The sequence below is a fragment of the Trinickia camelliae genome (assembly GCF_053525655.1).
This window is the reverse complement of the sequence record NZ_JBCHAA010000001.1, coordinates 463,005-485,731: the sequence shown is the minus strand read 5'-3', so window position 1 is coordinate 485,731 and position 22,727 is coordinate 463,005. Positions and strand designations below refer to the sequence as shown.

At 64.8% G+C, this 22,727-nt stretch carries 21 protein-coding genes; 11 read left to right on the top strand and 10 right to left on the bottom strand.

All coding sequences use genetic code 11. The annotated features are described in order from the left end of the window. Positions 1 to 64 precede the first annotated feature (64 nt). From dapE to cls, 4 genes are all read left to right on the top strand, one after another. Positions 65 to 1,213: a succinyl-diaminopimelate desuccinylase gene (gene dapE, locus AAHK20_RS02245; protein WP_449179789.1), complete on the top strand. Its 1,149-nt coding sequence runs from the start codon at positions 65 to 67 to the stop codon at positions 1,211 to 1,213. A gap of 13 nt (positions 1,214 to 1,226) precedes the next feature. Further along, a complete protein-coding gene (gene prmB / locus AAHK20_RS02240; protein ID WP_449179788.1) occupies positions 1,227 to 2,111 on the top strand; it encodes a 50S ribosomal protein L3 N(5)-glutamine methyltransferase in 885 nt (294 codons plus the stop codon). Between the two features lie 17 nt (positions 2,112 to 2,128). Beyond that, positions 2,129 to 2,779 (top strand): lysoplasmalogenase, encoded by a 651-nt coding sequence (locus AAHK20_RS02235; RefSeq protein ID WP_449180048.1) that lies wholly within the window; start codon positions 2,129 to 2,131, stop codon positions 2,777 to 2,779. 185 nt (positions 2,780 to 2,964) lie between these two features. After that, a complete protein-coding gene (gene cls / locus AAHK20_RS02230; RefSeq protein ID WP_449179787.1) occupies positions 2,965 to 4,404 on the top strand; it encodes a cardiolipin synthase in 1,440 nt (479 codons plus the stop codon). A gap of 9 nt (positions 4,405 to 4,413) precedes the next feature. Here the strand turns inward: cls and AAHK20_RS02225 are convergent, their stop codons facing one another. Then, positions 4,414 to 4,893: a glutathione peroxidase gene (locus tag AAHK20_RS02225; RefSeq protein WP_449179786.1), complete on the bottom strand. Its 480-nt coding sequence runs from the start codon at positions 4,891 to 4,893 to the stop codon at positions 4,414 to 4,416. Positions 4,894 to 5,018: 125 nt separating this feature from the next. Here AAHK20_RS02225 and AAHK20_RS02220 point away from each other — a divergent pair, with 125 nt between their 5' ends. Together AAHK20_RS02220 and AAHK20_RS02215 are read left to right on the top strand one after the other, a co-directional pair. Then, positions 5,019 to 6,968, top strand: a complete 1,950-nt coding sequence (locus AAHK20_RS02220; protein WP_449179785.1) for an ATP-binding cassette domain-containing protein — start codon at positions 5,019 to 5,021, stop codon at positions 6,966 to 6,968. Positions 6,969 to 7,031: 63 nt separating this feature from the next. After that, positions 7,032 to 8,081, top strand: coding sequence for a CaiB/BaiF CoA transferase family protein (locus AAHK20_RS02215; protein WP_449179784.1), 1,050 nt, complete (start codon positions 7,032 to 7,034; stop codon positions 8,079 to 8,081). A 57-nt stretch (positions 8,082 to 8,138) separates the two neighbouring features. Here the strand turns inward: AAHK20_RS02215 and AAHK20_RS02210 are convergent, their stop codons facing one another. The 3 genes from AAHK20_RS02210 to alr form a co-directional block, all read right to left on the bottom strand. Continuing rightward, positions 8,139 to 8,387, bottom strand: a complete 249-nt coding sequence (locus tag AAHK20_RS02210) for a DUF2866 domain-containing protein (RefSeq protein ID WP_449180047.1) — start codon at positions 8,385 to 8,387, stop codon at positions 8,139 to 8,141. A gap of 161 nt (positions 8,388 to 8,548) precedes the next feature. After that, positions 8,549 to 9,925, bottom strand: a complete 1,377-nt coding sequence (gene radA, locus AAHK20_RS02205; protein ID WP_449179783.1) for a DNA repair protein RadA — start codon at positions 9,923 to 9,925, stop codon at positions 8,549 to 8,551. A 54-nt stretch (positions 9,926 to 9,979) separates the two neighbouring features. Continuing rightward, on the bottom strand, positions 9,980 to 11,050 hold the full coding sequence (gene alr, locus AAHK20_RS02200; RefSeq protein ID WP_449179782.1) for an alanine racemase: 1,071 nt from the start codon (positions 11,048 to 11,050) through the stop codon (positions 9,980 to 9,982). A gap of 216 nt (positions 11,051 to 11,266) precedes the next feature. Between alr and lplT the strand changes: the two genes are divergently transcribed. Both lplT and thiD read left to right on the top strand, forming a co-directional pair. Beyond that, on the top strand, positions 11,267 to 12,574 hold the full coding sequence (lplT, locus tag AAHK20_RS02195; RefSeq protein WP_449179781.1) for a lysophospholipid transporter LplT: 1,308 nt from the start codon (positions 11,267 to 11,269) through the stop codon (positions 12,572 to 12,574). A 16-nt stretch (positions 12,575 to 12,590) separates the two neighbouring features. Further along, positions 12,591 to 13,397 (top strand): bifunctional hydroxymethylpyrimidine kinase/phosphomethylpyrimidine kinase, encoded by an 807-nt coding sequence (gene thiD / locus AAHK20_RS02190; protein WP_449179780.1) that lies wholly within the window; start codon positions 12,591 to 12,593, stop codon positions 13,395 to 13,397. 79 nt (positions 13,398 to 13,476) lie between these two features. On the opposite strand, the gene AAHK20_RS02185 is transcribed toward thiD, so the two are convergent. Genes AAHK20_RS02185 through tsaB form a run of 4 tightly spaced genes read right to left on the bottom strand, consistent with a single transcriptional unit; the run spans position 13,477 to position 16,688 of the window. Next, positions 13,477 to 14,478: a DUF1853 family protein gene (locus AAHK20_RS02185; protein WP_449179779.1), complete on the bottom strand. Its 1,002-nt coding sequence runs from the start codon at positions 14,476 to 14,478 to the stop codon at positions 13,477 to 13,479. Continuing rightward, positions 14,475 to 15,452, bottom strand: coding sequence for a uracil-DNA glycosylase (locus AAHK20_RS02180; RefSeq protein ID WP_449179778.1), 978 nt, complete (start codon positions 15,450 to 15,452; stop codon positions 14,475 to 14,477). Before AAHK20_RS02180 ends, AAHK20_RS02185 begins: the two co-directional genes overlap by 4 nt. Beyond that, entirely contained in the window at positions 15,439 to 15,933 is a 495-nt protein-coding gene (gene rimI / locus AAHK20_RS02175) for a ribosomal protein S18-alanine N-acetyltransferase (protein WP_449179777.1), read from the bottom strand. The genes AAHK20_RS02180 and rimI overlap by 14 nt, the downstream gene beginning before the upstream one ends. Beyond that, on the bottom strand, positions 15,930 to 16,688 hold the full coding sequence (gene tsaB, locus AAHK20_RS02170) for a tRNA (adenosine(37)-N6)-threonylcarbamoyltransferase complex dimerization subunit type 1 TsaB (protein ID WP_449179776.1): 759 nt from the start codon (positions 16,686 to 16,688) through the stop codon (positions 15,930 to 15,932). Before tsaB ends, rimI begins: the two co-directional genes overlap by 4 nt. 197 nt (positions 16,689 to 16,885) lie before the next feature. Here tsaB and AAHK20_RS02165 point away from each other — a divergent pair, with 197 nt between their 5' ends. The 3 genes from AAHK20_RS02165 (at position 16,886) to aceA (ending at position 20,905) form a co-directional block, all read left to right on the top strand. Continuing rightward, positions 16,886 to 17,155 (top strand): acyl-CoA-binding protein, encoded by a 270-nt coding sequence (locus tag AAHK20_RS02165; protein ID WP_449179775.1) that lies wholly within the window; start codon positions 16,886 to 16,888, stop codon positions 17,153 to 17,155. Positions 17,156 to 17,576: 421 nt separating this feature from the next. Next, positions 17,577 to 19,190, top strand: coding sequence for a DEAD/DEAH box helicase (locus tag AAHK20_RS02160; protein WP_449179774.1), 1,614 nt, complete (start codon positions 17,577 to 17,579; stop codon positions 19,188 to 19,190). A 392-nt stretch (positions 19,191 to 19,582) separates the two neighbouring features. Then, entirely contained in the window at positions 19,583 to 20,905 is a 1,323-nt protein-coding gene (aceA, locus tag AAHK20_RS02155; RefSeq protein WP_449179773.1) for an isocitrate lyase, read from the top strand. Between the two features lie 218 nt (positions 20,906 to 21,123). On the opposite strand, the gene AAHK20_RS02150 is transcribed toward aceA, so the two are convergent. Together AAHK20_RS02150 and AAHK20_RS02145 are read right to left on the bottom strand one after the other, a co-directional pair. After that, on the bottom strand, positions 21,124 to 21,558 hold the full coding sequence (locus AAHK20_RS02150; protein WP_449179772.1) for a universal stress protein: 435 nt from the start codon (positions 21,556 to 21,558) through the stop codon (positions 21,124 to 21,126). Positions 21,559 to 21,732: 174 nt separating this feature from the next. After that, positions 21,733 to 22,635 carry a LysR family transcriptional regulator gene (locus AAHK20_RS02145; RefSeq protein ID WP_449179771.1) on the bottom strand — a complete coding sequence of 301 codons (903 nt, stop codon included), beginning with the start codon at positions 22,633 to 22,635 and terminating at the stop codon, positions 21,733 to 21,735. Between the last annotated feature and the right edge of the window lie 92 nt (positions 22,636 to 22,727).

The window sequence follows — 22,727 nt, the reverse complement described above, 5'->3', positions numbered from 1 at the left end:
CGCGCGCCGGCATTTTTTTAATCTTTCGATCGATTGATCTTTTGATCGTCAGTGGTCTGAATCCATGTCCGCCACCCTTGCCCTTACCGAACAGCTGATCGCGCGCGCGTCCGTCACGCCCGACGACCAGCATTGCCAACACCTGATGATCGAGCGGCTCCAAGCGATCGGCTTCGAATGCGAGACGATCGAATCGCATGGCGTGACGAACCTGTGGGCCGTAAAGCGTGGCACCGGCGCCGCCGACGGCGCGCGCGGCAAGCTGCTTGTCTTCGCCGGCCACACCGACGTCGTGCCGACCGGCCCGCTCGAACAATGGACGTCGCAGCCGTTCGTGCCGACGCACCGCGACGGCAAGCTCTACGGACGCGGCGCAGCCGACATGAAGACATCGCTCGCGGGCTTTATCGTCGCGAGCGAGGAGTTCGTCGGCGCGCATCCGCAGCACCGCGGCTCGATCGGCTTTCTGATCACGAGCGACGAAGAAGGCCCGGCCACCGACGGCACCGTCAAAGTCGTCGAGGCGCTCCAGCAGCGCGGCGAGACGCTCGACTACTGCATCGTCGGCGAACCGACCTCGACCGATACGCTCGGCGACGTCGTCAAGAACGGCCGGCGCGGCTCGATGTCGGGCAAGCTCGTCGTCAAGGGCGTGCAGGGGCACATCGCGTACCCGCATCTCGCGAAGAACCCCGTGCACCTGCTCGCGCCCGCGCTCGCCGAGCTCGTCGCCGAAAAGTGGGACGACGGCAACGAGTACTTCCCGCCCACCACCTGGCAAGTGTCGAATCTGCACAGCGGCACCGGCGCGAGCAACGTGATCCCCGGGCACGCCGATCTGCTGTTCAACTTCCGCTTCTCGACGGCAAGCACGGTCGAAGGGCTGCAAAGCCGCATGCACGCGATCCTCGACAAGCACGGCCTCGACTACGACCTCACCTGGACCGTCAGCGGCCTGCCGTTCCTGACGCCGCGCGGCGAACTGTCGAACGCGCTTGAAAAAGCGATCAAGGACGAAACCGGCGTCGCCGCCGAGCTTTCGACGACAGGCGGCACGTCCGACGGCCGCTTCATCGCTCGCATCTGCAAGCAGGTTGTCGAGTTCGGCCCGCCGAACGGCAGCATTCACAAAATCGACGAGCATATAGACGTCGCCTTCATCGAGCCGCTCAAGAACGTATACCGGCGCGTGCTCGAACAACTAATCGCCTGATAGGGGAAAAATCATGACGACGCCCTTTTCCACCATCCGCGATGTGCTGCGCTACGCGGTGTCGCGCTTCAACGAAGCTCAGCTCGCGTTCGGCCACGGCTCCGCGAACGCATACGACGAAGCCGCGTATCTCGTGCTGCATACGCTGCACCTGCCGCTCGACACGCTCGAGCCATTTCTCGACGCGCGCCTGCTCGATACCGAAATCGACGCCGTGCTCAAGGTGATCGACCGCCGCACGACCGAGCGCATTCCGGCCGCCTACATCACGCAGGAGGCGTGGATGCACGGCTGCCGCTTTCACGTCGACGAGCGCGTGATCGTGCCGCGCTCGTTCATCGGCGAGTTGCTCGAAGACGGCCTGCAACCGTACGTGGCCGATCCGGATGAAGTCGGCGCCGTGCTCGAACTGTGCACCGGCTCGGGCTGCCTCGCGATTCTCGCTGCGCACGCGTTTCCGAACGCGGACATCGACGCGGTCGATCTCTCGCCGCAAGCGCTCGAAGTCGCGCAGATCAATGTCGGCCACTACGGGCTCGACGATCGCGTCGCGCTCTTCGAAGGCGACTTGTTCGCACCGCTCCCCGAGCGCCGCTACGACGTGATCATCACGAATCCGCCCTACGTCAACGCCGAATCGATGCGCGCGCTGCCGGCCGAGTACCAGCACGAGCCCGAAATGGCGCTCGCGGGCGGCGAGGACGGCATGGACGTCGTGCGCCGCATCCTCAAGGAAGCACGCAACTGGCTGACCGACGACGGCGTGCTCGTCGTCGAGATCGGCAACGAGCGCGCGAACGTCGAGGCGGCGTTCGGCGGCCTCGATCTCGTCTGGCTCTCGACGAGCGGCGGCGACGATAACGTGTTCCTGATCCAAGCGGCCGATCTGCCGTCGTGATGCCGGGCGTTTCGGCGGTGTTCGCCGGCATGCCTTCCGAGGTGCGCCGGCTGTGGAGCGTCGCCGCCGGCGCGGCGCTGGCCTACGGGATCTCGCTGCGCGACGCGCCTTATCCCGATCAGGCCATCGCCAAAGTGCTGATGTGCGGCTTCCTCGCGCTCGCGGCCGTGCATCACACGGAGCGCCGCGAGCGCTCATGGCTTTGCGCGGCGCTGGCGGCATCCGGTGTCGGCGACGCGCTGCTTGCGCTGCAAGATCTGCCTACATCGTTTGTCGGCGGGCTCGGCGCCTTCCTCGTCGCTCATCTGGCTTATTGCGCGCTGCTCGCGCCGCTGCGAGGCAGGATGGCCGGATGGCGCCGCCTCGCGCTGCCGCTCATGTGGGCGGCCGCTGCCGCCATGTACGCCGCTTTCTTCCCGCAATTGCACGAACTGGCGGCGCCGGTGGGCGCCTACATGCTCGTGCTGTGCCTGATGGCGAGCTTGGCGCTTGCCGCGCAACTGCCGAGCGCAGCCACGGCGCTCGGCGGGCTCGTGTTCGTCGCGTCCGACGCGATGATCGGCATCGACCGCTTCCTCGAACCCTTCAGCGGCAGCACATTCGCGATCTGGTTCGCGTATGCGGCGGCGCAACTGTTGATCACGGCGGGCGTTCTGTCGCGCCATTGACGTCGGCGAGCCCACACTCGAAGCTACGAGCCCGGCCACCGCGTGCTCGAAGAAATCGCTGCTCTGCTACGTGACTACGCCCACGGCGACCGTGCCCTTATTCCCCAGCTTCGGTAAGATGCTCAAGAACGGCACGCTTACCACCCCATCGGTCACGCTCAGCATTCCGAAGTCCTTCACGCCTAATGCAATACGACTGGCTACATCTCGGCAGTCTCATCGTCATCGCTCACGTGCTCGGCGTGATCGCGGCTTGTCACGCCATCCTCAACACCCGCACGTCGCAGGGTGCGATTGCCTGGGCGGTGTCGCTGACGGCCATGCCCTACTTCACGCTGATTCCGTATCTCTTCCTCGGACGCAGCAAGTTCTCGGGCTATGTCGACGCACGCCGGCTCGAAAACGAACTGCTGCGCACACGCTCGCACCCGCCGATCTGGGACACGAACCCGGCATCGGCCGGCCGGGCCACTGAAGAATTCGGCGAAGCGGTCGTCCGCTCGCTCACCAAGCTCGGCAACATGCCGTTCCTGCCTGGCAACTCGGTGCGTACGCTCGTCAACGGCGATGCGACCTTTGCCGCGATTCTCGATGCGATTGAAAGCGCACAGCATTACGTGCTCGTGCAGTTCTTCATCGTTCGCGACGACGAACTCGGCCAGATGCTCAAGGAACTGCTGCTCGCCAAGGCTGCGCAAGGCGTGCGCATCCACTTTCTCTACGACAGCATCGGCAGTTTCGATCTGCCGCACAGCTATGTGGCGGCGTTGCTCGCGGGCAGCGTGGACATCCATCCGTTCGCGACGAACCGCCGGTTCGTCAACCGCTTTCAGCTCAACTTCCGCAACCACCGCAAGATCGTCGTCGTCGACGGCTTGCGCGCGTTCATCGGCGGGCACAACGTCGGCGTCGAATATCTGGGCGGCAATCCGCGCCTGTCGCCATGGCGCGATACGCACATCGAGATGCGCGGACCAATCGTGCAAAGCGTGCAATTCGTGTTCACCGAAGACTGGCACTGGGCGACCCAGCAATTGCCGCACTTCGACCCGCCGCCGGCGGAACCCTCGGCCGACGACATGCATTGCCTCGTAATGGCGACCGGCCCCGCCGACAAGCAGGAAACCGGCTCGCTCTTCTTTGTCGAGGCGATCAACGCGGCGCGCGAACGCGTGTGGATCACGACGCCCTATCTCATCCCCGATGAAGCCGTGTTCTCGGCGTTGACGCTGGCCGTGATGCGCGGCGTCGACGTGCGGATCCTGATTCCGAGCCGGCGCGATCACTATGTGGTGTTCGAGGCGTCGAAACTTTACGCGTACGAGCTGATCCGCGCCGGCGTGCGCATCTTCCGTTACCGCCCCGGCTTCCTGCATCAGAAAGTGGTGCTGATCGACAGCGTTGCCGCGGCCATCGGCAGCGCGAACCTCGATAACCGCTCGTTCCGCCTGAACTTCGAGATCATGGTGTTGACGATCGACCGCCCGTTCGCCAAAGAAGTCGAAACGATGCTGGAGCGCGATTTCGCCGAGGCCTTCGAGGTGGACCGCACCGAATACCGGAAAGCGCCTGCGTTGCGCCGCGTGACCATGCACGTCGCCCGGCTCTTCTCGCCGATTCTCTAGCGACTCCAGCTACAGCAGCGCTTCGATATCCTTCTCGATCTCCTCCGGCTTCGTCTTGGGCGCGTAGCGCTTTACGATGCCCCCTTTACGATCGACGAGAAACTTCGTGAAATTCCACTTGATCGCCTTGAGACCCAGGAAGCCAGGCGCCTCGCCAGTCAAATAGCGATACAGCGGATGCGCGTTCGGCCCTTTGACGTCGATCTTGTCGAACATCGGAAACGTCACGCCGAAGTTCTTCTCGCAGAACGTGCCGATTTGCGCCGCATCGCCCGGCTCCTGCTTGCCGAATTGATTGCACGGAAAGCCAAGCACTTCAAAGCCGCGCGCCGCGTATTGCTGATGCAGCTTCTGCAGCCCGGCGTACTGCGGCGTGAACCCGCATTCGCTCGCCGTGTTGACGATCAACAGCACCTTGTCGCGATAGTTGTCGAGCCCGATCGATTCGCCGCCGAGCCTGCGCGCGGTGAACTGGTATATCTCCCCCATACGCCCCTCCCGAAAAAAACAGCAGTCTATGCGAAAAGGCGGTAGCTGGGACTCGGCCGAACGGCCAATGCCTAACCTGAGCGCCACAGTCTAAAATAGCGCTTTTCGCAAGCCCCCCTCCTGCCGTGATCCGTTTCAATCAGTTCAGCCTCGCGCGCGGCACCAAGCCGCTTTTCGACGCAACGACGTTTACGCTCAATCCCGGCGAGAAAGCCGGTCTGGTCGGCGCGAACGGCGCCGGCAAATCGACGCTGTTCGCGGTGCTGCGCGGCGAGCTCCACGCGGACGCGGGCGATTTTTCGATGCCGCCGTCGTGGCAGATCGCGCACGTCGCGCAGGAAACGCCCGCTGTCGACAAAACCGCGCTCGACTACACGCTCGACGGCGATGCCGCCCTGCGCGCGATCGAGGCGCGCATCGCCGCAGCCTCAAAGGCCCATGACGGCGCCGCCGAAGGCGAAGCGCACGCGGCGTTCGCCGATGCCGATGGCTATACGGCGCCCGCGCGCGCCGAAGCGCTGCTGCTCGGCCTCGGCTTCACGCTCGAACAAACGCGTGAGAGCGTCACGAGCTTTTCGGGCGGCTGGCGCATGCGCCTGAATCTCGCGCAAGCCCTGATGTGCCGGTCCGACTTGCTGCTGCTCGACGAACCCACCAACCACTTGGACCTCGACGCCATCGTCTGGCTCGAAGACTGGCTGCACCGCTATCCCGGCACGCTCGTCGTGATCTCGCACGACCGCGAATTCCTCGATTCGGTGTGCAACGTCACGCTGCATCTCGAGAACCTTCAAGTCAAGCGCTACGGCGGCAACTATTCGCAGTTCGAGGTCCTGCGCGCCCAGCAACTCGCGCTGCAGCAAAGCGCGTACGTGAAACAGCAGAAGACGATCGAGCATCTGCATAGCTTCATCAACCGTTTCAAGGCGAAGGCGACCAAGGCGCGGCAGGCCCAGAGCCGGATGAAGGCGCTCGAAAAGATGGAGCTGATCGCGCCGGCGCACATCGCCTCGCCGTTCACGTTCGAATTCCGGACCCCCGACGCCGCGCCGAACCCGATGATGGTGATGGAGGACGTGCGCTGCGGCTACCACACGGAAGACGGCGCGGGCGAGATTCCGATCGTCGAGGGCGTCGCGCTGTCGATCCAGAACGGGCAGCGCATCGGCCTTCTCGGCGCGAACGGCCAGGGGAAGTCGACGCTCATCAAGACGCTCGCGGGCACCCTCGCCCCGTTGTCCGGGCACACGCGCGAAGGTCGCGGCCTGCGCATCGGATACTTCGCGCAGCATCAACTCGAAACGCTGCGCCCTGATGATTCGCCGCTGCAGCATCTCGCACGCCTTGCGCCCGATACGCGCGAGCAGGAACTGCGCGACTTCCTCGGCGGCTTCAACTTCTCGGGCGACATGGCGACTGCGGCAATCGCGCCGTTTTCGGGCGGCGAAAAAGCCCGCCTCGCACTGGCGCTGATCATCTGGCAAAAGCCGAATCTGCTGCTGCTCGACGAACCGACCAACCACCTCGACCTCGAAACGCGCCACGCGCTCACCATGGCGCTCGCGCAATTCGAGGGCACGCTGATTCTCGTGTCGCACGACCGCCACCTGCTGCGCGCTACAACCGATCAGTTCATGCTGGTCGCAAAGCACCGGCTGCAGCCGTTCGACGGCGATCTCGACGACTACCGCGACTGGCTGCTGCAGCACGCAGCCGACCAGCGCGCGGCCGCGAAAGCCGCGACGAGCGCAGAGAGCGCTAACGGCAACGGCGCCGCCGACTCCGCCGCCAACCGCAAGGAACAGCGCCGTCAGGAAGCCGAGACGCGCCAGAAGCTCTCGCAGCTCAAGAAGCCGCTGCAGTCGCGCATCGCGAAGATCGAAAAGGAAATGGACGCGCTGAACGCCGAAAAAGCTACACTCGATGCCTTCGTTGCCGACACCGCGAGCTACGAGCCCGCAATGAAGGCCAAGCTGACCGATTCCATCAGACGGCAGGCAGAAGTCACTGCGCGCCTCGAAACGCTCGAAGCCGAATGGCTCGACGCGCACGAGGAACTCGAACAAATCGGCTAGACGGCCTCACGCCGGCTTTGCGCTCGAGCGCCTGAGCCGGCACCGACCGACAAGAGGTGGCACTTGACGCTTCATGCACCGCTGCAAGGCTTGCGCGTCGTCGACCTGACGCGACTGCTGCCCGGCCCGGTCGCGACGTTGCGCCTCGCGGAGCTGGGCGCCGACGTGCTCAAGATCGAAGAGCCGGGCGCCGGCGACTATGCCCGCTCGATCATGCAAAGCGCCGCCGACAAAGCCGCCGGCCAGCCGAGCACGTTCTATAAGATCGTCAACCGCGGCAAACGCGAGACACGGCTCGACTTGAAATCGGAGACGGGGCTGACGGTGCTGCGTGCGCTCGTCAGCGAGGCAGACGTGCTCGTCGAGAGCTTCCGGCCCGGCGTGATGGAGCGCCTCGGGCTCGGCTACGAAACGCTCGCCGCGCTCAACCCGAAGCTCGTCTATTGCGCGATCACCGGTTACGGCTACGACGGCGCGTTCTCGCAGCGGCCGGGGCACGACATCAACTATCTCGCCTACGCGGGCGCGCTCGATCAGATCAGGACGCGCGACGGCACGCCGGCCATTCCAAACATTCAGATCGCGGACCTGCTTGGCGGCGCGCTATCCGCCGTGACGCAGATCCTGGCCGCGCTGTGGCAGGTGGCGCGCGGTGGCAGCGGCGCGTTTCTGGACGTGTCGATGACGCACGCCGTGTACGCGAACAACATCGTCGCGCGGGCGACGCTGGCCGACTCGATCAAGGAAGGCCGCAGCCATCTCGGCGCCCCGCCCGCGGCGTCCAGCCTGCTCAATGGGGGCGTGCCGTGCTACAACGTGTACCGCACCGCCGACGGCCGGTGGCTCGCGGTCGGTGCGCTCGAACTGAAATTCTGGGAAAGGCTCTGCAAGGCGCTCAACCGCGACGATTGGGCGAGCCGCCACTGGAGCCTCGGACAAGCGATCGGCGGCCCGGACGCCACCACGCTGAAGCGCGAGATGGCCGAGCTGTTTGCCGAGCATCCGCTTGACGATTGGGTCGCGCTGCTCGAACCGCTCGACTGCTGTGTGGCCCCGGTGCTGACCACCGAAGAAGCCGCGAACCACGTGCTATTCCAACCCGACCACGAATAACAGCACCGTGCGATGCCGGTGCGGCCGCGACCGGCCGTCCGCCGCCAGTCCTTCGCGTCAGCGCCGTGGCAGCGTTTGCCGAGGCGCGAGCTCGTCGTCGAACATCAGGTGCTTGCGTCCTTCGACGTGGCGTTTGATCGTCGCGATCACCTCGGCCGCGGTCGCATCTTCGGCGACGACGCGCCGCGAAATTCGCCCTTCCGTGTCGATCCATTCGACGATCCGGCATCCGCCGCCCCAAGGCCGCGGAATCGGGTCCGATACCCGGCAGCCACGCAGGTTGTCGAGCGGGCGGGCAGCCGTCATTTCTTGAGCTTGTTTCAAGGCGCCATCCTTTAACCGTGCAACACGGATTGCATGTGCGCAAAGAATAGGCAAACGCCGTGCCGCTTGGGTTACAGCAAATTTAGGGATGGTTACCCGGAATTACACTTGTAAGGGCGCTTTCGTTCGACTGAAATGCACGGCTATTCGAGCTCCTTGACGCGGTCGATCGCCTGCTCGATGCGCTCCACGGCGAGCACTTGCAAGCCGTCGATGGGCTGCTTCGGCGCGTTCGCCTTCGGAATCAGCGCCGCCGTGAACCCGAGCTTCGCCGCCTCCTTGAGACGTTCCTGTCCGCGCGGCGACGGCCGGATCTCGCCGGCCAGGCCGACTTCGCCGAACACGAACAGCCCCTTGGGCAGCGGCTTGTTGCGCATCGACGAATGAATCGCGAGCAGCACCGCAAGATCGGCAGCGGGCTCGGCGATTTTCACGCCGCCCACGGCGTTCAGAAACACGTCCTGATCGAAGCAGGCGATGCCGGCGTGGCGATGCAGCACGGCGAGCAGCATCGCGAGGCGGTTCTGCTCGAGCCCGACTGCCAGCCGGCGCGGGTTCGGCACGTGCGCCGTATCGACCAGCGCCTGAATTTCGACGAGCAGCGGCCGCGAACCTTCCTGCGTCACGAGCACGCACGAGCCGGGCACGATCTGCTCGTGCTGCGACAGAAACAGCGCGGACGGATTCGCCACGCCGCGCAAGCCACGCTCCGTCATCGCGAACACACCGAGTTCGTTGACGGCGCCGAAGCGGTTCTTGAAAGCGCGCACGAGCCTGAACGACGAGTGCGTGTCGCCTTCGAAGTACAAGACGGTGTCGACGATGTGTTCGAGCACGCGCGGGCCGGCGAGGTTGCCCTCTTTCGTGACGTGACCGACCATGATGATCGCGGTGCCCGACTGCTTGGCGATGCGCGTGAGCTGCGCCGCGCACTCGCGAACCTGAGCGACCGAGCCCGGCGCGGACGTGAGCGCTTCGGAGTAGATCGTCTGAATCGAGTCGATCACGGCGACATCCGGGCGTTCGGCTTCGATCGCCGCCTGGATTTTTTCGAGCTGGATTTCCGCGAGCAATTGCAATTCGGCCGCTTTCGAGCCGGGTTCGAGCAAGGCGAGACGCTGCGCGCGCAAGCCGATCTGCGCGGCCGATTCCTCGCCGCTCACATACAGCGCGCGACGCTCGTTCGCCATGCCCGCGAGCGACTGCAGCAGCAACGTCGATTTGCCGATCCCCGGATCGCCGCCGATCAGCACCACGCCGCCGGCCACGAGACCGCCGCCCAGCACACGGTCGAATTCACCGATGCCGGTCGAGAAGCGAGGCACGTCGGCCGCTTCGATATCGGCAAGCCGCTGGACCGGCGCGCTCTTCGCGAGCGACTGGAAGCGGTGCGCATTCGGGGATTCGGCGATGGTCTCGACCAGCGTGTTCCACGCGCTGCACGCGGGACACTGCCCTTGCCACTTCGGAGCCTGCCCGCCGCATTCAGTGCAGGTGTACAACGTCTTTTGCTTCGCCACGCGCCGCCTTTGCTTTCTTCTTCGTCGTTCTGGGAGGGGAAACGGTCGCGCCGCTTATTCGGCGCGCACAGGCACGCGCGGCGCCACCGCGCACATCAACTCGTAGCCGATAGTGCCGCAGGCGCGCGCCACGTCGTCGATCGGCAGGTTGGCGCCCCACAGCTCGACGCGCGCGCCAACGTTGGCCGTCGGGCAAGGCGTGAGATCGACGGTGATCATGTCCATCGACACCCGGCCCACGACTCGCGTCAGCACGCCGTCGACGATCACCGGCGTGCCTTCCGGCGCGACACGCGGATAGCCGTCGGCATAGCCGCACGCGACGACACCGATGCGCATCGGCATCGTCGCAGTGAAGATCGAGCCATAGCCGACGGTCTCGCCCTTGGCGATCGTTTGCACGGCGATCAGCTCCGACGTGAGCGTCATGGCCGGCTGCAAGCCGGTGCCGTCGATAGCGGCCGTCACGCCCGAGGGCGACGCGCCGTACAGGATGATGCCGGGCCGCACCCAGTCGTAGTGCGACGACGGATGCCAGAGCGTGGCCGCCGAGTTCGCGAGACTGCGCGCGCCCGCGATCCCTTCCGCGCCGCGTTCGAACGTTTCAAGCTGGTATGCGACGCCGCGCTCGCTGTCGGCATCGGAGAAGTGGGTCATCAGCGTGATCTGGCCGATGCCCGGACAGGCGCGCGCCCGCTCCCAAGCCGCGCGGAACTTCTCGGGCGCATAGCCGAGCCGGTTCATGCCGCTATTCATCTTCAACTGGATATTGACCGGCTTCGACAGGCGCGCCATCTCCAGCATGCGCAACTGCTCGTCACTGTGCAGCGCGGTGGTCAGGCTGTAGCGGTCGATCACGTCGATGTCGGTCGGCCGGAAGAATCCCTCCAACAGCAGGATCGGCCCCGCCCAGCCCAGCTCGCGCAGCTTCACTGCCTCTTCGAGATCCAGCAAGCCGAAGCCATCCGTGGCGCGCAGCCCCGGAAACGCACGCGCAAGCCCGTGCCCGTAGGCATTGGCCTTGACCACGGCCCAAATCTTGGAGTTCGGCGCGTACCGGCGGGCAACGGCGAGATTGTTGGCGAGAGCGGCGGTATGGATGGTGGCTAGGAGGGGGCGCGGCATGGGATTTTTCGTAAAGACACTTCCAAATCAGGACCTTACAGCGCGTTTTCAATGCCCGTCGAGGCCCGCTGGGGGCACCACCGAGGATACGCTAGTCCGAAAACGTCTATTTTCGTGATATAAAGCCGTGCGCACAACCCATTTCGAACGGAATAAGTCCGAACGCGAGCCCCGCGGGCGGGGCGGACGACCGCAGCGAGGACAGCACCGCATCAGATGAAAAAAGGTTTTTACACCATCATGGCCGCGCAGTTTTTTTCGTCGTTGGCCGACAATGCCCTTCTGATTGCTGCAATCGCACTGCTGAAAGATCTTCACGCCCCGAACTGGATGACGCCGCTGCTCAAGCTGTTTTTTGTGCTGTCGTACGTCGTGCTCGCCGCCTTCGTCGGCGCCTTCGCGGATTCCCGGCCCAAAGGCCGCGTCATGTTCGTGACCAACACGATCAAAGTGGTCGGCTGCGTGGTCATGCTGGTCGGGGCGCATCCGCTGCTCGCCTATGGCATCGTCGGTTTCGGCGCCGCTGCTTATTCGCCCGCGAAATACGGCATTCTCACCGAACTCCTGCCGCCGGACCGGCTAGTGGCCGCCAACGGCTGGATCGAAGGCACGACTGTCGGCTCGATCATTCTCGGCACCGTGCTCGGCGGTGCGCTGATCAGCCCGCACATCGCCGTCCATATCCTCAAGCACAACATCCCCTACATCGCCACGCCCGCCGAAGCGGCCATGGTTGTCATCATGGGCATTTATGTCATCGCGGCGCTCTTCAATCTGCGCATTCCCGACACCGGCGCGCGCTATCCGAGACAGCAGCACGGCCCGATCAAGCTCATCACCGATTTCGCCGATTGCTTCCAGATCCTTTGGCGCGACAAGCTCGGGCAAATTTCGCTCGCCGTCACGACGCTCTTTTGGGGCGCGGGCGCGACGCTGCAATTCATCGTGTTGAAATGGGCCGAAGTATCGCTCGGCATGTCGCTTTCCGAAGGGGCGATCCTGCAGGCCGTGGTCGCGGTCGGCGTCGCGGCGGGCGCGATGATCGCCGCGGCCAAGATCCCGCTCAAGCGCTCGCTTTCCGTGCTGCCGGTCGGGATCATGATGGGCATCGCCGTGATGCTGATGGCCTTCTACACGCGCGATCTGTTCCCGCCGCACTGGGGCTTGCACATCGGCCGCATGCATGTGTCCGGATATTTGCTCGTCGCCTATGTCTTCCTGATTTTTGTCGGCGGTCTGTCGGGCTTCTTCGTCGTGCCGATGAACGCGCTGCTTCAGCATCGCGGGCACGTGCTGCTGTCCGCGGGACATTCGATTGCGGTGCAGAATTTCAACGAGAACCTCTCGGTGCTCGTGATGCTGTGCCTGTATGCGGTGCTGGTCTGGCTCGACGTGCCGGTCACCGCCGTGATCGTGCTGTTCGGCACCTTCGTCTGCCTCATGATGTGGCTCGTGATGCGCCGCCATCAAGCCAATCAGCGCGCCTTCGATTCGGTCGCGCTGATCGGCGAAGTCAAGCACTGAGCGCGACGCGCCTGCTATGACACCGAAGATTCCCAACGTGCTCACGATCGCCGGCTCCGATTCGGGCGGCGGCGCAGGCATTCAGGCCGATCTGAAAGCGTTCTCGGCGCTCGGCGCGTACGGCGCGAGCGTCATTACGGCGCTCACCGCGCAGAACACGCGCGGCGTGAGCGCGATCCATGCGCCCGAAGCCGAATTCGTCGCAGCCCAGCTCGACGCGGTCTTCAGCGACATCCGTATCGATGCCGTGAAGATCGGCATGCTCGCGAACGCGGGGATCGTGCGCGCGGTGGCGGCGGCGCTCAAACAGTATCGGCCGCGCTACGTCGTGCTCGACACGGTGATGATCTCGAAGAGCAATCATGCTCTGCTCGCGCCGGACGCGGTCGCCGCGCTGCGCGACGAACTGCTGCCGCTGGCGAGCGTGTTGACGCCGAATCTGCCCGAGGCGGCGGCGCTGCTCGGCGTCGAAGCTGCCGCGGACGAGCCGGCGATGCGCCGCCAAGGCGAAGCATTGCTTCAGCTTGGCGCACAGGCCGTGTTGATGAAAGGTGGACACCTCTTAGCGGCCGATAGCCCCGACTGGCTCGTTCAGGCAAGCGGCGCGCTGCGCTTGGGCGGGCCGCGCATCCCGGTGAAGAATACGCACGGCACGGGCTGCACGTTGTCGTCGGCCATTGCCGCGCTGATCCCTCAGCGCGCCGATCTCGCGAGCGCGGTCACCGATGCGAAGGCATACCTGACCGGTGCGCTCGAGCACAGCGCGCGGCTTGACGTCGGCAGCGGCGTTGGGCCGGTTCATCATTTCTATCGCTGGTGGTAGGCAGCGTGCGGGGGGGCTTCAGTTGGCTCGCGACACGAGCGCCGAGCTAGCGCTCGTCAGATTCGCATCGCCGCCGCGCTCACTGCTCTGCAAAAGCCAACGCCCGCTCCGGCCAATCGTTCGGCACGACGAAGCCGCGCGAGCGTTCGAACCAGTGTGCGCCGCCATCGCGCGCGAAAGCCGCCACCATCGTCGGTCCGCTTTGCTGGGCCAACTGTTCGGTAAGCGCGTCGGAATCCAGCAAGCGAGCTGCCGCGCCGGCGCCGTCGTCGACCGGCACACGTCGCCGCGGTGCGAGCCACGCGAGACGCGGCAACACCGCCCACGCCTCGGCGTGACTAGCGGCAAAGCCCGGCAGGTCGCAGCGGGCGAGCCACCAGCCACGCGCATGCGCCGGATGAATCTCGGCAGGCGGCGGCGCCGCCGCATCGCCCTCCTCGGCTGCATCGCTCCAACGATAAAACAGCCATCCCTTGACATACATCTGCGCGTCCCAAGGTCCGCGATGACCGAGCGACGCGAATTCCTCACGCGCACTCAACGGCAATTGATGGTCGAGCAAATGCGTGAATTTGAGGTCGAGGCGATCCTGCAGATTCGGTCCGACATAGTCCGCCATCGACGCTCGCGCACCGCCCGCGTGCAGATAGCATTTGACCGCCAGCTCCCAATGCAGGCGCTTGCCGCTCGCGGTCTCGACCAGAAAATCGCATTCACCGAGCGTGCGTCCCGCGCGCCGCAGCGCGACGTTGGCCGCGACAAGGCACGCGGCCGGCCCATGCTGCAGAAAATAGCCGAGCAGGCACTCGGCGTAGCGGCCGAGCCGCGTCACATGTGAAGCGCTCAGACTCTGGTGCAGATCGCGCGCGTCCTGATCGAGCGCGAGCAGCCATGCGACCGTAGCCGACGCTTCGCTCGCCGATTCGAAAGGGCTCGCCAGCATTCCCGCAGGCGGTTGCGCGCACAACAAATCGGGGCTGAAGAGCAGCCACGCCAAGTCCCGCACAGCAGGATCGACAAGCGAATCGAGCAGCGCCTCGAGCGCGGCAGCAGCATTGGCGGCCGGCTCGAGCGTTTTCATTGGGGGTTGGCGTGCGCGGACGCGCCCTGCGCTGCGTTTCGATAGGTATCGCGCGCCAGGCACAAATCCGCCCAGGCCTTCGACTTGTCCGCCAAGCTGCGCAGCAGATACGCCGGGTGATACGTGACGATGACCGGCACGCCCTCGTACTGATGCACCCGGCCACGCAGCGACGAGATGCTCGAGTCGGTCTTCAGGAGACTTTGCGCCGCGAACCGGCCGAGCGCGATGATCAGCTTCGGCTTCACGAGCGCGACCTGGCGCTGCAAATACGGCTCGCAACGCGCGACCTCATCGGGCTCGGGATTGCGATTGCCGGGCGGGCGGCATTTGATGACGTTCGCGATATAGACGTTCGTACCACGCGCGAGCGTGAGCGATTGCAGCATGTTGTCGAGCAGCTTGCCCGCCTGCCCGACGAACGGCTCGCCCTGCTTGTCCTCGTTTTCGCCGGGCGCTTCGCCGATCAGCATCCAGTCGGCGTTCCGATCGCCGACGCCGAACACCGTGTTCGTGCGCTTTTCGCACAAACGGCAGCGCTCGCAGCCTGCGACCCGCTCGGCGAGCGCGTCCCAATCGAGGCTATGGATAGGCGGCAGCCCGCCGGCCTCGGCCTCTACGCTCGGCTCGAACACGGGCGCCGGTTCGGCATCGAACCAGGCGAGATCGTCTTCGGTGAGGGGTGGCGGCTCGTCGCCGGCGAAGGGATCGGTCTGCGGCACGGCGGCTTTTGACACCTTGGCCGCCGGCACGATGACATCCGTTGCCTCGGCCACCGGCTGAATCTTCGCTTCAGGCTCCATCGCGACAGCGACTGTCTTTGATTCGGCCTCCGGCAGGCCGGCGTGGGCCGCAACGCTCTGCGGCTCGGCGGCAGCAGACGCCGCCTCATCGTCAACCGATGCAGCCAAACCCCGCCGCACCCACATCGGTGCGAGTCCAAATTCTTCGAGCGCGGATTCATGCAGCGCCATGTGCGCCCTCCTTGGCAAACGAGAAACGCATCACGATCGCGTCCTCCCGGCTGCGGTGCCGCGCCGGATAATAATTCTTGCGTCGGCCGATCGAAACGAAACCGAAGCGCTCGTACAGATGAATCGCCCGCTGGTTCGACGGCCGCACTTCGAGCAGCAGGCCCGAAAGCCGCTCGTGCTGCGTGATACGCACCGCTTCGCGCAACAGGGCAAGCCCTGCGCCCACACCCTGCGCCTGCGGCGCGACGCACAGATTCAGCAGATGCATCTCGTCGACGACGGGCATCAGCACGCAATAGCCGATCAGCGTACCGGTGACGTGCCGCATGCACAGCCCGAAATAACCGTTGCGCAGCGAGTCTTCGAAATTGCCGCGCGTCCAAGGAAACTCGTAGGCGTTACGCTCGACGAAGACAACCTCGTCGAGATCGGCGTCGGTCATCGGCGACAAATAGCGGTCCGCCATCAGCACGCCGCTCATCGCGCGCCCTCGCCGCCTTGTGCGGCCCGGGCGGCGAGCCGCTCGGCCGTGGTTTGCGCGACCTTGTCGCGCACGTAGTCGGGGGCGGCCAGCTCGGCCGGTACGGTGCGTCCCGCGCGATACGCGCGCAACGCCGCGAGCGCGACCGGCCGGGCATGCGGCAACGCCGCGCCGTCGACAAATTCCGCGCGCGCCGCCACATCAAGCTTTTCGCCAAACGCGGCAGCCGCATTGCCGGCTAGCGTGAATGGCACGTCGGGCGCGATCACGGTATCGGGCGTGCCTAGCGACGGCGGCACCACCACGCGCCATTCGCCCGCCTCCCACGCGTAATCAGCCCAATAGACCTCGTCCATGCGCGCATCGAGCGCGGCCAGCACGCGCGTCGCCGACGGGCGGTTCAGGCGCGCGCCTTCCGCGCAAGCGAGCAGCGTACCGATGGGCACGACGGGCAGATCGAGGCCGAACGCCAGTCCCTGCGCGACGCCTGTCGCGGTCCGCAGGCCGGTGAACGATCCGGGGCCGGCGCCGAACGCAATCGCGTTGCAATCGGCGAGCGTGAGTCCGGCTTCGTCGAACAACTCGCGGACGGCGGGCAGCACGCGGGTGCTCGACACCGCCCCCGTTTCTTCATGGCGCACCCAGGTGCGAATGTTTTCGACCGAAGAAGCCTCGGCGGACGAGTCGGAGCACAGTAGCGCGACCGAGCAGAATTCGGTCGACGTATCGAGAGCAAGCAGCACAGTTCTGGTCATGCCCGACATTGTAATGCGGCGCCCCGCTCAGCCGAACCTCGTCCGTTCGGACGATGCTCGCGTGACTACTCCTAGCCCAATGAAGACGACCGAGCGCTGCGAGGGGCCTTGGCGTTTGGAAGGATCGTTCGAGCCAGCGCACAAGATCGCTTGCTATGATCGGCCGCCTCGATTCCATTTTTTGGCAAGGAGGTGTCATGAACGACGTCGACGCTCGCTTCTCGCAAGCCCAGTCGGATGTAAAGGAACTGCCCGAGAAGCCCGGCAACATGACGCTGCTGCGTCTGTACGCCCTCTTCAAGCAGGCAACCGAAGGCGACGTGCACGGCGACAAGCCGGGTTTCGCCGACATCGTCGGCAAATACAAGTACGACGCATGGGCATCGCTCAAAGGCACCGCTCAGGACACGGCAAAGCAGCAATACACGGAACTCGTCGAATCACTGAAAACCGGCGCGGAGAGCTAAGACTGGCCCAGCAATCGTCTGACTCTCGTCTGACCCAGATGTCTTAGCCACACACAATATGGCTAAGACATCTCTCAAATAAGTGGCGCAGCGCAGCAAAAGTCCTTATAATGCGGCCTGCGCTTCACTGACGGGTCTAGTTTTGAGACCGTCGCGCAGCGCCTCGTAGCGTTTTGCCCCAATCTAGTTTAGAACCTGTCCCCTTCTGCCTAGGCCCTCCGGGCCGTCTTGTACCAGGCTTAGCGGCAATGCCATACCGGCGTTGACGCATCCGATACAGCTTCTAACGAAAGCTCGCCTTGATTGTCGCGAGCTGCCCCCGTTTTTTGATTTTTTCGCGGCTCTTTGGCTCGCTGAATCCGACGACTTGGGTAATGCCGATTGGCGCCGACGTTCCTATCCCTGTGTTTCTAGGATTCTCATGACTTCGAGCAATACTTCCAGCCCGTTGGACACCATCGCTGATCAGGTCTTCGGTCTGGATACCCCTGTCGCCGCCGCTTCCCCCGCCGAGACCGCTGCACCCGCTGAAACCGCCGCACCCACTGGGCCGACGTTCGAGTCGCTGGGCCTGTCGCCGGAAATCTGCTCGGCGCTGACAGCAGCCGGCTACGTCTCGCCGACGCCGGTTCAGCAGCGCGCGATTCCCGCCGGCATCGCCGGACGCGACCTCCTGGTGTCGAGCCCGACGGGCTCCGGCAAGACGGCCGCCTTCATGCTGCCCGCGATCGAACGTTTCGCGCAGCTTCAAAAATCACAGGCTTCGCAGCCGCGCGAGCCGCGTGAGGCCAATGGCGACCGTCGCGGCCGCCGTCCGCAGCCGGTTGCGCGTCCGGGCCTGCTCGTCCTCACGCCGACCCGCGAACTCGCGATGCAAGTGACGACCGCCGCATCGACGTACGGCAAGCACCTCAAGCGCCTGCGCACCGTCAGCATCCTTGGCGGCGTGGCCTACGGCCAGCAGCTGATGCTGCTTGCCAAGAACCCCGAAATCCTGGTCGCCACGCCGGGCCGCCTGCTCGATCACCTCGAACGCGGCCGCATCGACCTCTCGCAACTCCAGATGCTCGTGCTTGACGAAGCCGACCGCATGCTCGACATGGGCTTCATCGACGACATCGAGACGATCGTGGCAGCCACGCCGGCGACGCGCCAGACGATGCTCTTCTCCGCGACGCTCGACGGCAAGATCGGCTCGCTCACGGGCCGTCTCTTGAAGGACCCCGAGCGCATCGAGATCCAGCAGCGCCTGGAATCGCGCACGAACATCGCGCAGACCGTGCACTACGTCGACGACCGCGACCACAAGGATCGCCTCCTCGACCACCTGCTGCGCGCCGACGGTCTCGACCAGGCGATCGTGTTCACGGCGACCAAGAGCGACGCCGACCAGCTCGCGGGCAAGCTCGCCGACGCGGGCTTCGAATCGGCCGCGCTGCACGGCGACCTGCCGCAAGGCGCACGCAACCGCACGATCCGTGCGCTGCGCGAGCGTCGCGTGCGCGTGCTGGTGGCAACCGACGTCGCCGCGCGCGGCATCGACATCCCGGGCATCACGCACGTCTTCAACTACGACCTTCCGAAGTTCGCGGAAGACTACGTGCACCGCATCGGCCGGACCGGCCGCGCAGGCCGCTCGGGCATCGCAGTGAGCCTCGTGCATCACGCCGAACAAGGCGCGCTCAAGCGCATTGAACGCTTCGTGCGCTCGCCGCTGCCGGTCAACGTGATCGAAGGCTTTGAGCCTCGCAAGGCGCCGCCGGCCAACGGCCGCGGCGGTTTCGGCGGCGGACGCGGCCGTCCGGGCAGCGGTAGCGGCAACGGCCGACGCTTCGGCGGCAATGCCGGTGGAAACGGCGGCGGCAAGCCGGGCAACGGCGGCTCGCGCAGCGGCAGCAGCTGGAGCGGCAAGCCGTCGGGTGGCTCGCGCGAAGGTTTTGGCGGCTCGCGTGACGGCGGCTTCGGCGGCGGTTCGCGCGACGGCTACAGCGCACGTCGCGGCGACGGTCCGCGCGGGGCGCGTCGCGGGAGCTGATTGCCCGTCCGAACCCCCTGTTGACAAGGCATTCGGCTCACCGAATCGCCTTCGTCTGACAAAAAACCGGTGCTCGCGCACCGGTTTTTTTCGCCCTGACCCATATTTCACAATATGGAAAATTCTTTTAAGTCGTAAAAAGTCGTGCTGCGTGGCACAACGACCCCAATTGCAGGATAGAAAACAACATTCCACAATACGATATTCTATGCATAAGTTGTTGATATTTATCAACTAAAAAGTATCCGACAAAGGTTAGCTCGCTACTATGGCGACTCGATCGATTTGCCTAGACTCTTATATAAGACTTCACGAAACAAAGCAGCCTCGCCGAGTTTCGCTGCAAGCAGATTTCCAACGATTCACCTCTATGGCAAACCAAGGAGCCCACCATGTCGCGTCAACAACAAGCACAGCAACTCCATCAGCAATGGGAAACCGATCCGCGCTGGAAAGGCATCAAGCGCGGTTTCACGGCCGAAGACGTGGTGCGCCTGCGCGGTTCGCTGCAAGTCGAGCACACCATCGCCAAGCAAGGCGCCGAAAAGCTGTGGGCGTCCGTCAATAGCGAGCCGTTCGTGAACGCGCTCGGCGCGCTGACCGGCAACCAGGCGATGCAGCAAGTGAAGGCCGGCCTGAAGGCGATCTACCTCTCCGGCTGGCAGGTGGCGGGCGATGCGAACGTCGCCGGCGAAATGTACCCGGACCAGTCGCTGTATCCGGCGAACTCGGTGCCGCTCGTCGTGAAGCGCATCAACAACACGCTGACGCGCGCCGACCAGATCCAGTGGTCAGAAGGCAAGAACCCGGGCGACGAAGGCTATGTCGACTACTTCGCACCGATCGTGGCCGATGCCGAAGCCGGCTTCGGCGGCGTGCTCAACGCGTTCGAGTTGATGAAAGCGATGATCGAAGCAGGCGCCTCGGGCGTGCACTTCGAAGACCAGCTGGCCTCGGTCAAGAAGTGCGGCCACATGGGCGGCAAGGTGCTCGTGCCGACGCGCGAGAACGTCGCGAAGCTGACCGCGGCGCGTCTCGCCGCCGACGTGATGGGCACACCGACCGTGCTGATCGCGCGCACCGACGCCGAAGCCGCCGACCTCATCACGTCCGACGTCGATGACAACGACAAGCCGTTCCTCACGGGCGAGCGCACGGTGGAAGGCTTCTACCGTACGAAGCCGGGCCTCGAGCAAGCGGTATCGCGCGGCCTCGCCTACGCACCGTATGCAGACTTGATCTGGTGCGAAACCGGCAAGCCCGACCTCGAATACGCGAAGAAATTCGCCGAAGCGATCCACAAGCAGTTCCCGGGCAAGCTGCTCTCGTACAACTGCTCGCCGTCGTTCAACTGGAAGAAGAACCTCGACGACGCGACGATCGCCAAGTTCCAGAAGGAGCTCGGCGCGATGGGCTACAAGTTCCAGTTCATCACGCTGGCCGGCTTCCACGCGTTGAACTACTCGATGTTCAACCTCGCGCACGGCTATGCGCGCCAGCAGATGAGCGCATTCGTCGAGCTGCAGCAAGCGGAATTCGCGGCGGCCGATCGGGGCTTCACGGCCGTGAAGCACCAGCGCGAAGTCGGCACCGGATACTTCGACGCGGTGACGCAGACGGTCGAGCGCGACGCGTCGACGACCGCCCTGCACGGCTCCACCGAAGACGAACAGTTCTTCGACAGCCAGAAGGTGAAGGAAGTGAAGGTCGCTTGACGATCGCTTGATGGCGAAATGCAGGGGGGACCGCTGTCGCGGATGCTGCACCAAGAAGCCGCAGCGCGACAGCCGAAGGTACGCGGCTCAGCCATTTGCGCCGCGATGCCCGCAGTAAAGGGAACGCGCCGGCACACCGCCGGCGCGCTTCTTTAGGGCGCATCGGGTCTCGAATTCAAAAGCAAGAACGCGGCACACGAAATGCGCCGTGTCGCGCGTCAGCGATACACGATCACCGGGATTTTCGTATGGGTCAGCACGCGCTGCGTCTCACTGCCGATCAACAGGCTGCCGAGCCCGCGCCGTCCATGCGACGCCATGAAGATCACGTCGCATCCGCCGTGCTCCGCCGCTTCGATGATCCCGAGATACGGCGACGGATGCACGCTCGTCTGGCTCTCGCAGGCGACACCGGCACGCCGCGCGGCCTCCTCCACGTCCTGCAGATGCTCTCGTGCTTCGCGCTCGCTGCGCTCCTGGAAGTCGGCCGGCGGCTCGATCACGACCTCGGAAAACGGCGAGTACGGATATTGCGGCAAGCAGGCATAGGCGGTAATCCGCGCGCCGACCGATTGCGCCAAGTCGATCGCGCCGTCGATCGCCTTTTGCGACAGGTCGGAACCATCGGTCGGAACCAGGATGTGCTTGAACATGGCGCTCTCCGTCGTCGGCTGTCCTCGCTATCGGCTTGCGCGGTGCCACTTGCGGTCATACGCACGCTCGCGCAGCCCTCCCAACCGATTGTAGTGCGCGGAAAATCGCCGCAAGGCGGGTTTGCGGGTGAGTCCGCATATCGGAAACCCGTGGCCGTTCGCGACGGCGCCACCTCACTTCCAGTAGCCGGGATGCTCGTACGTGTGTTTGAGAAAGTCGAGAAAGAGCCGCACCCGGAGCGGCAAATGACGCCGTTGCGGAAACACCGCGTGGATGCCGATCGGCGGCGCGGCGAACGCATCGAGCACGCTGACGAGCCGTCCGTCGGCGATATCGGCGCCGACTTCCCACCAGGAACGCCACGCGAGCCCATGGCCTTCGAGGCACCATTCGTGCAGCACCGCGCCGTCCGAGCACTCCATCGTGCCCGACACCTTGATCGACACGACCTTGTCGTCCTGCTGGAACACCCAGCCGCGCTGCTGATTGGCGCTCGCGCCGAGCGCGAGGCAATTGTGGCGGGCGAGATCGGCGAGCGTCTCGGGCGTGCCGCGCCGCGCCAGATAGTGCGGCGACGCCACGCACACGCGCCGGTTCTCGCCGAGCCTCAGCGACACCAGCGACGAATCCGGCAACTCGCCGAGCCGCACCGCGCAGTCAAATCCCTCGTTGACGAGATCGACCATCCGGTCGGACAGATCGAGCGTGATCGACACGTCCGGATGCGCGAGCGTGAAGGCGGGCACGAGCGGCGCGACGTGCTTGCGCCCGAAGCCGGCCGGCGCCGACACGCGCAAATGGCCACTCGCCTTCACGCCACCAGCGGAAACGCTGGCCTCGGCGTTCTGCATGTCGTGGATGATGCGCTGGCAGTCTTCGAGGAAGGCCGAGCCTTCGAAGGTCAACGTGAGCTTGCGCGTCGTGCGCACGAAGAGCTTGACGCCGAGCCGCTCCTCGAGCGCGTCGAGGCGACGGCCGATGATCGCGGGCGCCACGCCCTCCGCCTGCGCGGCAGCGGAAAGGCTGCCCTTGGCGGCGACGGCGACGAAGGTTTCGATCTGCTTGAAACGAGGCATGGACGGGGACCGCGTCGGCCTAAAAAAGGGTTACATAAACAAGTCGACGGCCAGATTAGGGTGATAAAAGTAAAAGATCAAGTGATGTTTCC

Bases quoted from the DNA above. Each gene is read 5' to 3' on its own strand.
- rimI (WP_449179777.1), bottom strand. From the start codon at position 15,933: ATGAGCGGCGTGCTGATGGCGGACCGCTATTTGTCGCCGATGACCGAC.
- AAHK20_RS02210 (WP_449180047.1), bottom strand. From the start codon at position 8,387: ATGACGGCTGCCCGCCCGCTCGACAACCTGCGTGGCTGCCGGGTATCG.
- AAHK20_RS02180 (WP_449179778.1), bottom strand. From the start codon at position 15,452: ATGGCGCTGCATGAATCCGCGCTCGAAGAATTTGGACTCGCACCGATG.
- AAHK20_RS02150 (WP_449179772.1), bottom strand. From the start codon at position 21,558: ATGTTCAAGCACATCCTGGTTCCGACCGATGGTTCCGACCTGTCGCAA.
- AAHK20_RS02165 (WP_449179775.1), top strand. From the start codon at position 16,886: ATGAACGACGTCGACGCTCGCTTCTCGCAAGCCCAGTCGGATGTAAAG.
- cls (WP_449179787.1), top strand. From the start codon at position 2,965: ATGCAATACGACTGGCTACATCTCGGCAGTCTCATCGTCATCGCTCAC.
- AAHK20_RS02185 (WP_449179779.1), bottom strand. From the start codon at position 14,478: ATGAAAACGCTCGAGCCGGCCGCCAATGCTGCTGCCGCGCTCGAGGCG.
- aceA (WP_449179773.1), top strand. From the start codon at position 19,583: ATGTCGCGTCAACAACAAGCACAGCAACTCCATCAGCAATGGGAAACC.
- alr (WP_449179782.1), bottom strand. From the start codon at position 11,050: ATGCCGCGCCCCCTCCTAGCCACCATCCATACCGCCGCTCTCGCCAAC.
- dapE (WP_449179789.1), top strand. From the start codon at position 65: ATGTCCGCCACCCTTGCCCTTACCGAACAGCTGATCGCGCGCGCGTCC.
- AAHK20_RS02225 (WP_449179786.1), bottom strand. From the start codon at position 4,893: ATGGGGGAGATATACCAGTTCACCGCGCGCAGGCTCGGCGGCGAATCG.
- AAHK20_RS02145 (WP_449179771.1), bottom strand. From the start codon at position 22,635: ATGCCTCGTTTCAAGCAGATCGAAACCTTCGTCGCCGTCGCCGCCAAG.
- prmB (WP_449179788.1), top strand. From the start codon at position 1,227: ATGACGACGCCCTTTTCCACCATCCGCGATGTGCTGCGCTACGCGGTG.
- tsaB (WP_449179776.1), bottom strand. From the start codon at position 16,688: ATGACCAGAACTGTGCTGCTTGCTCTCGATACGTCGACCGAATTCTGC.
- lplT (WP_449179781.1), top strand. From the start codon at position 11,267: ATGAAAAAAGGTTTTTACACCATCATGGCCGCGCAGTTTTTTTCGTCG.
- AAHK20_RS02160 (WP_449179774.1), top strand. From the start codon at position 17,577: ATGACTTCGAGCAATACTTCCAGCCCGTTGGACACCATCGCTGATCAG.
- thiD (WP_449179780.1), top strand. From the start codon at position 12,591: ATGACACCGAAGATTCCCAACGTGCTCACGATCGCCGGCTCCGATTCG.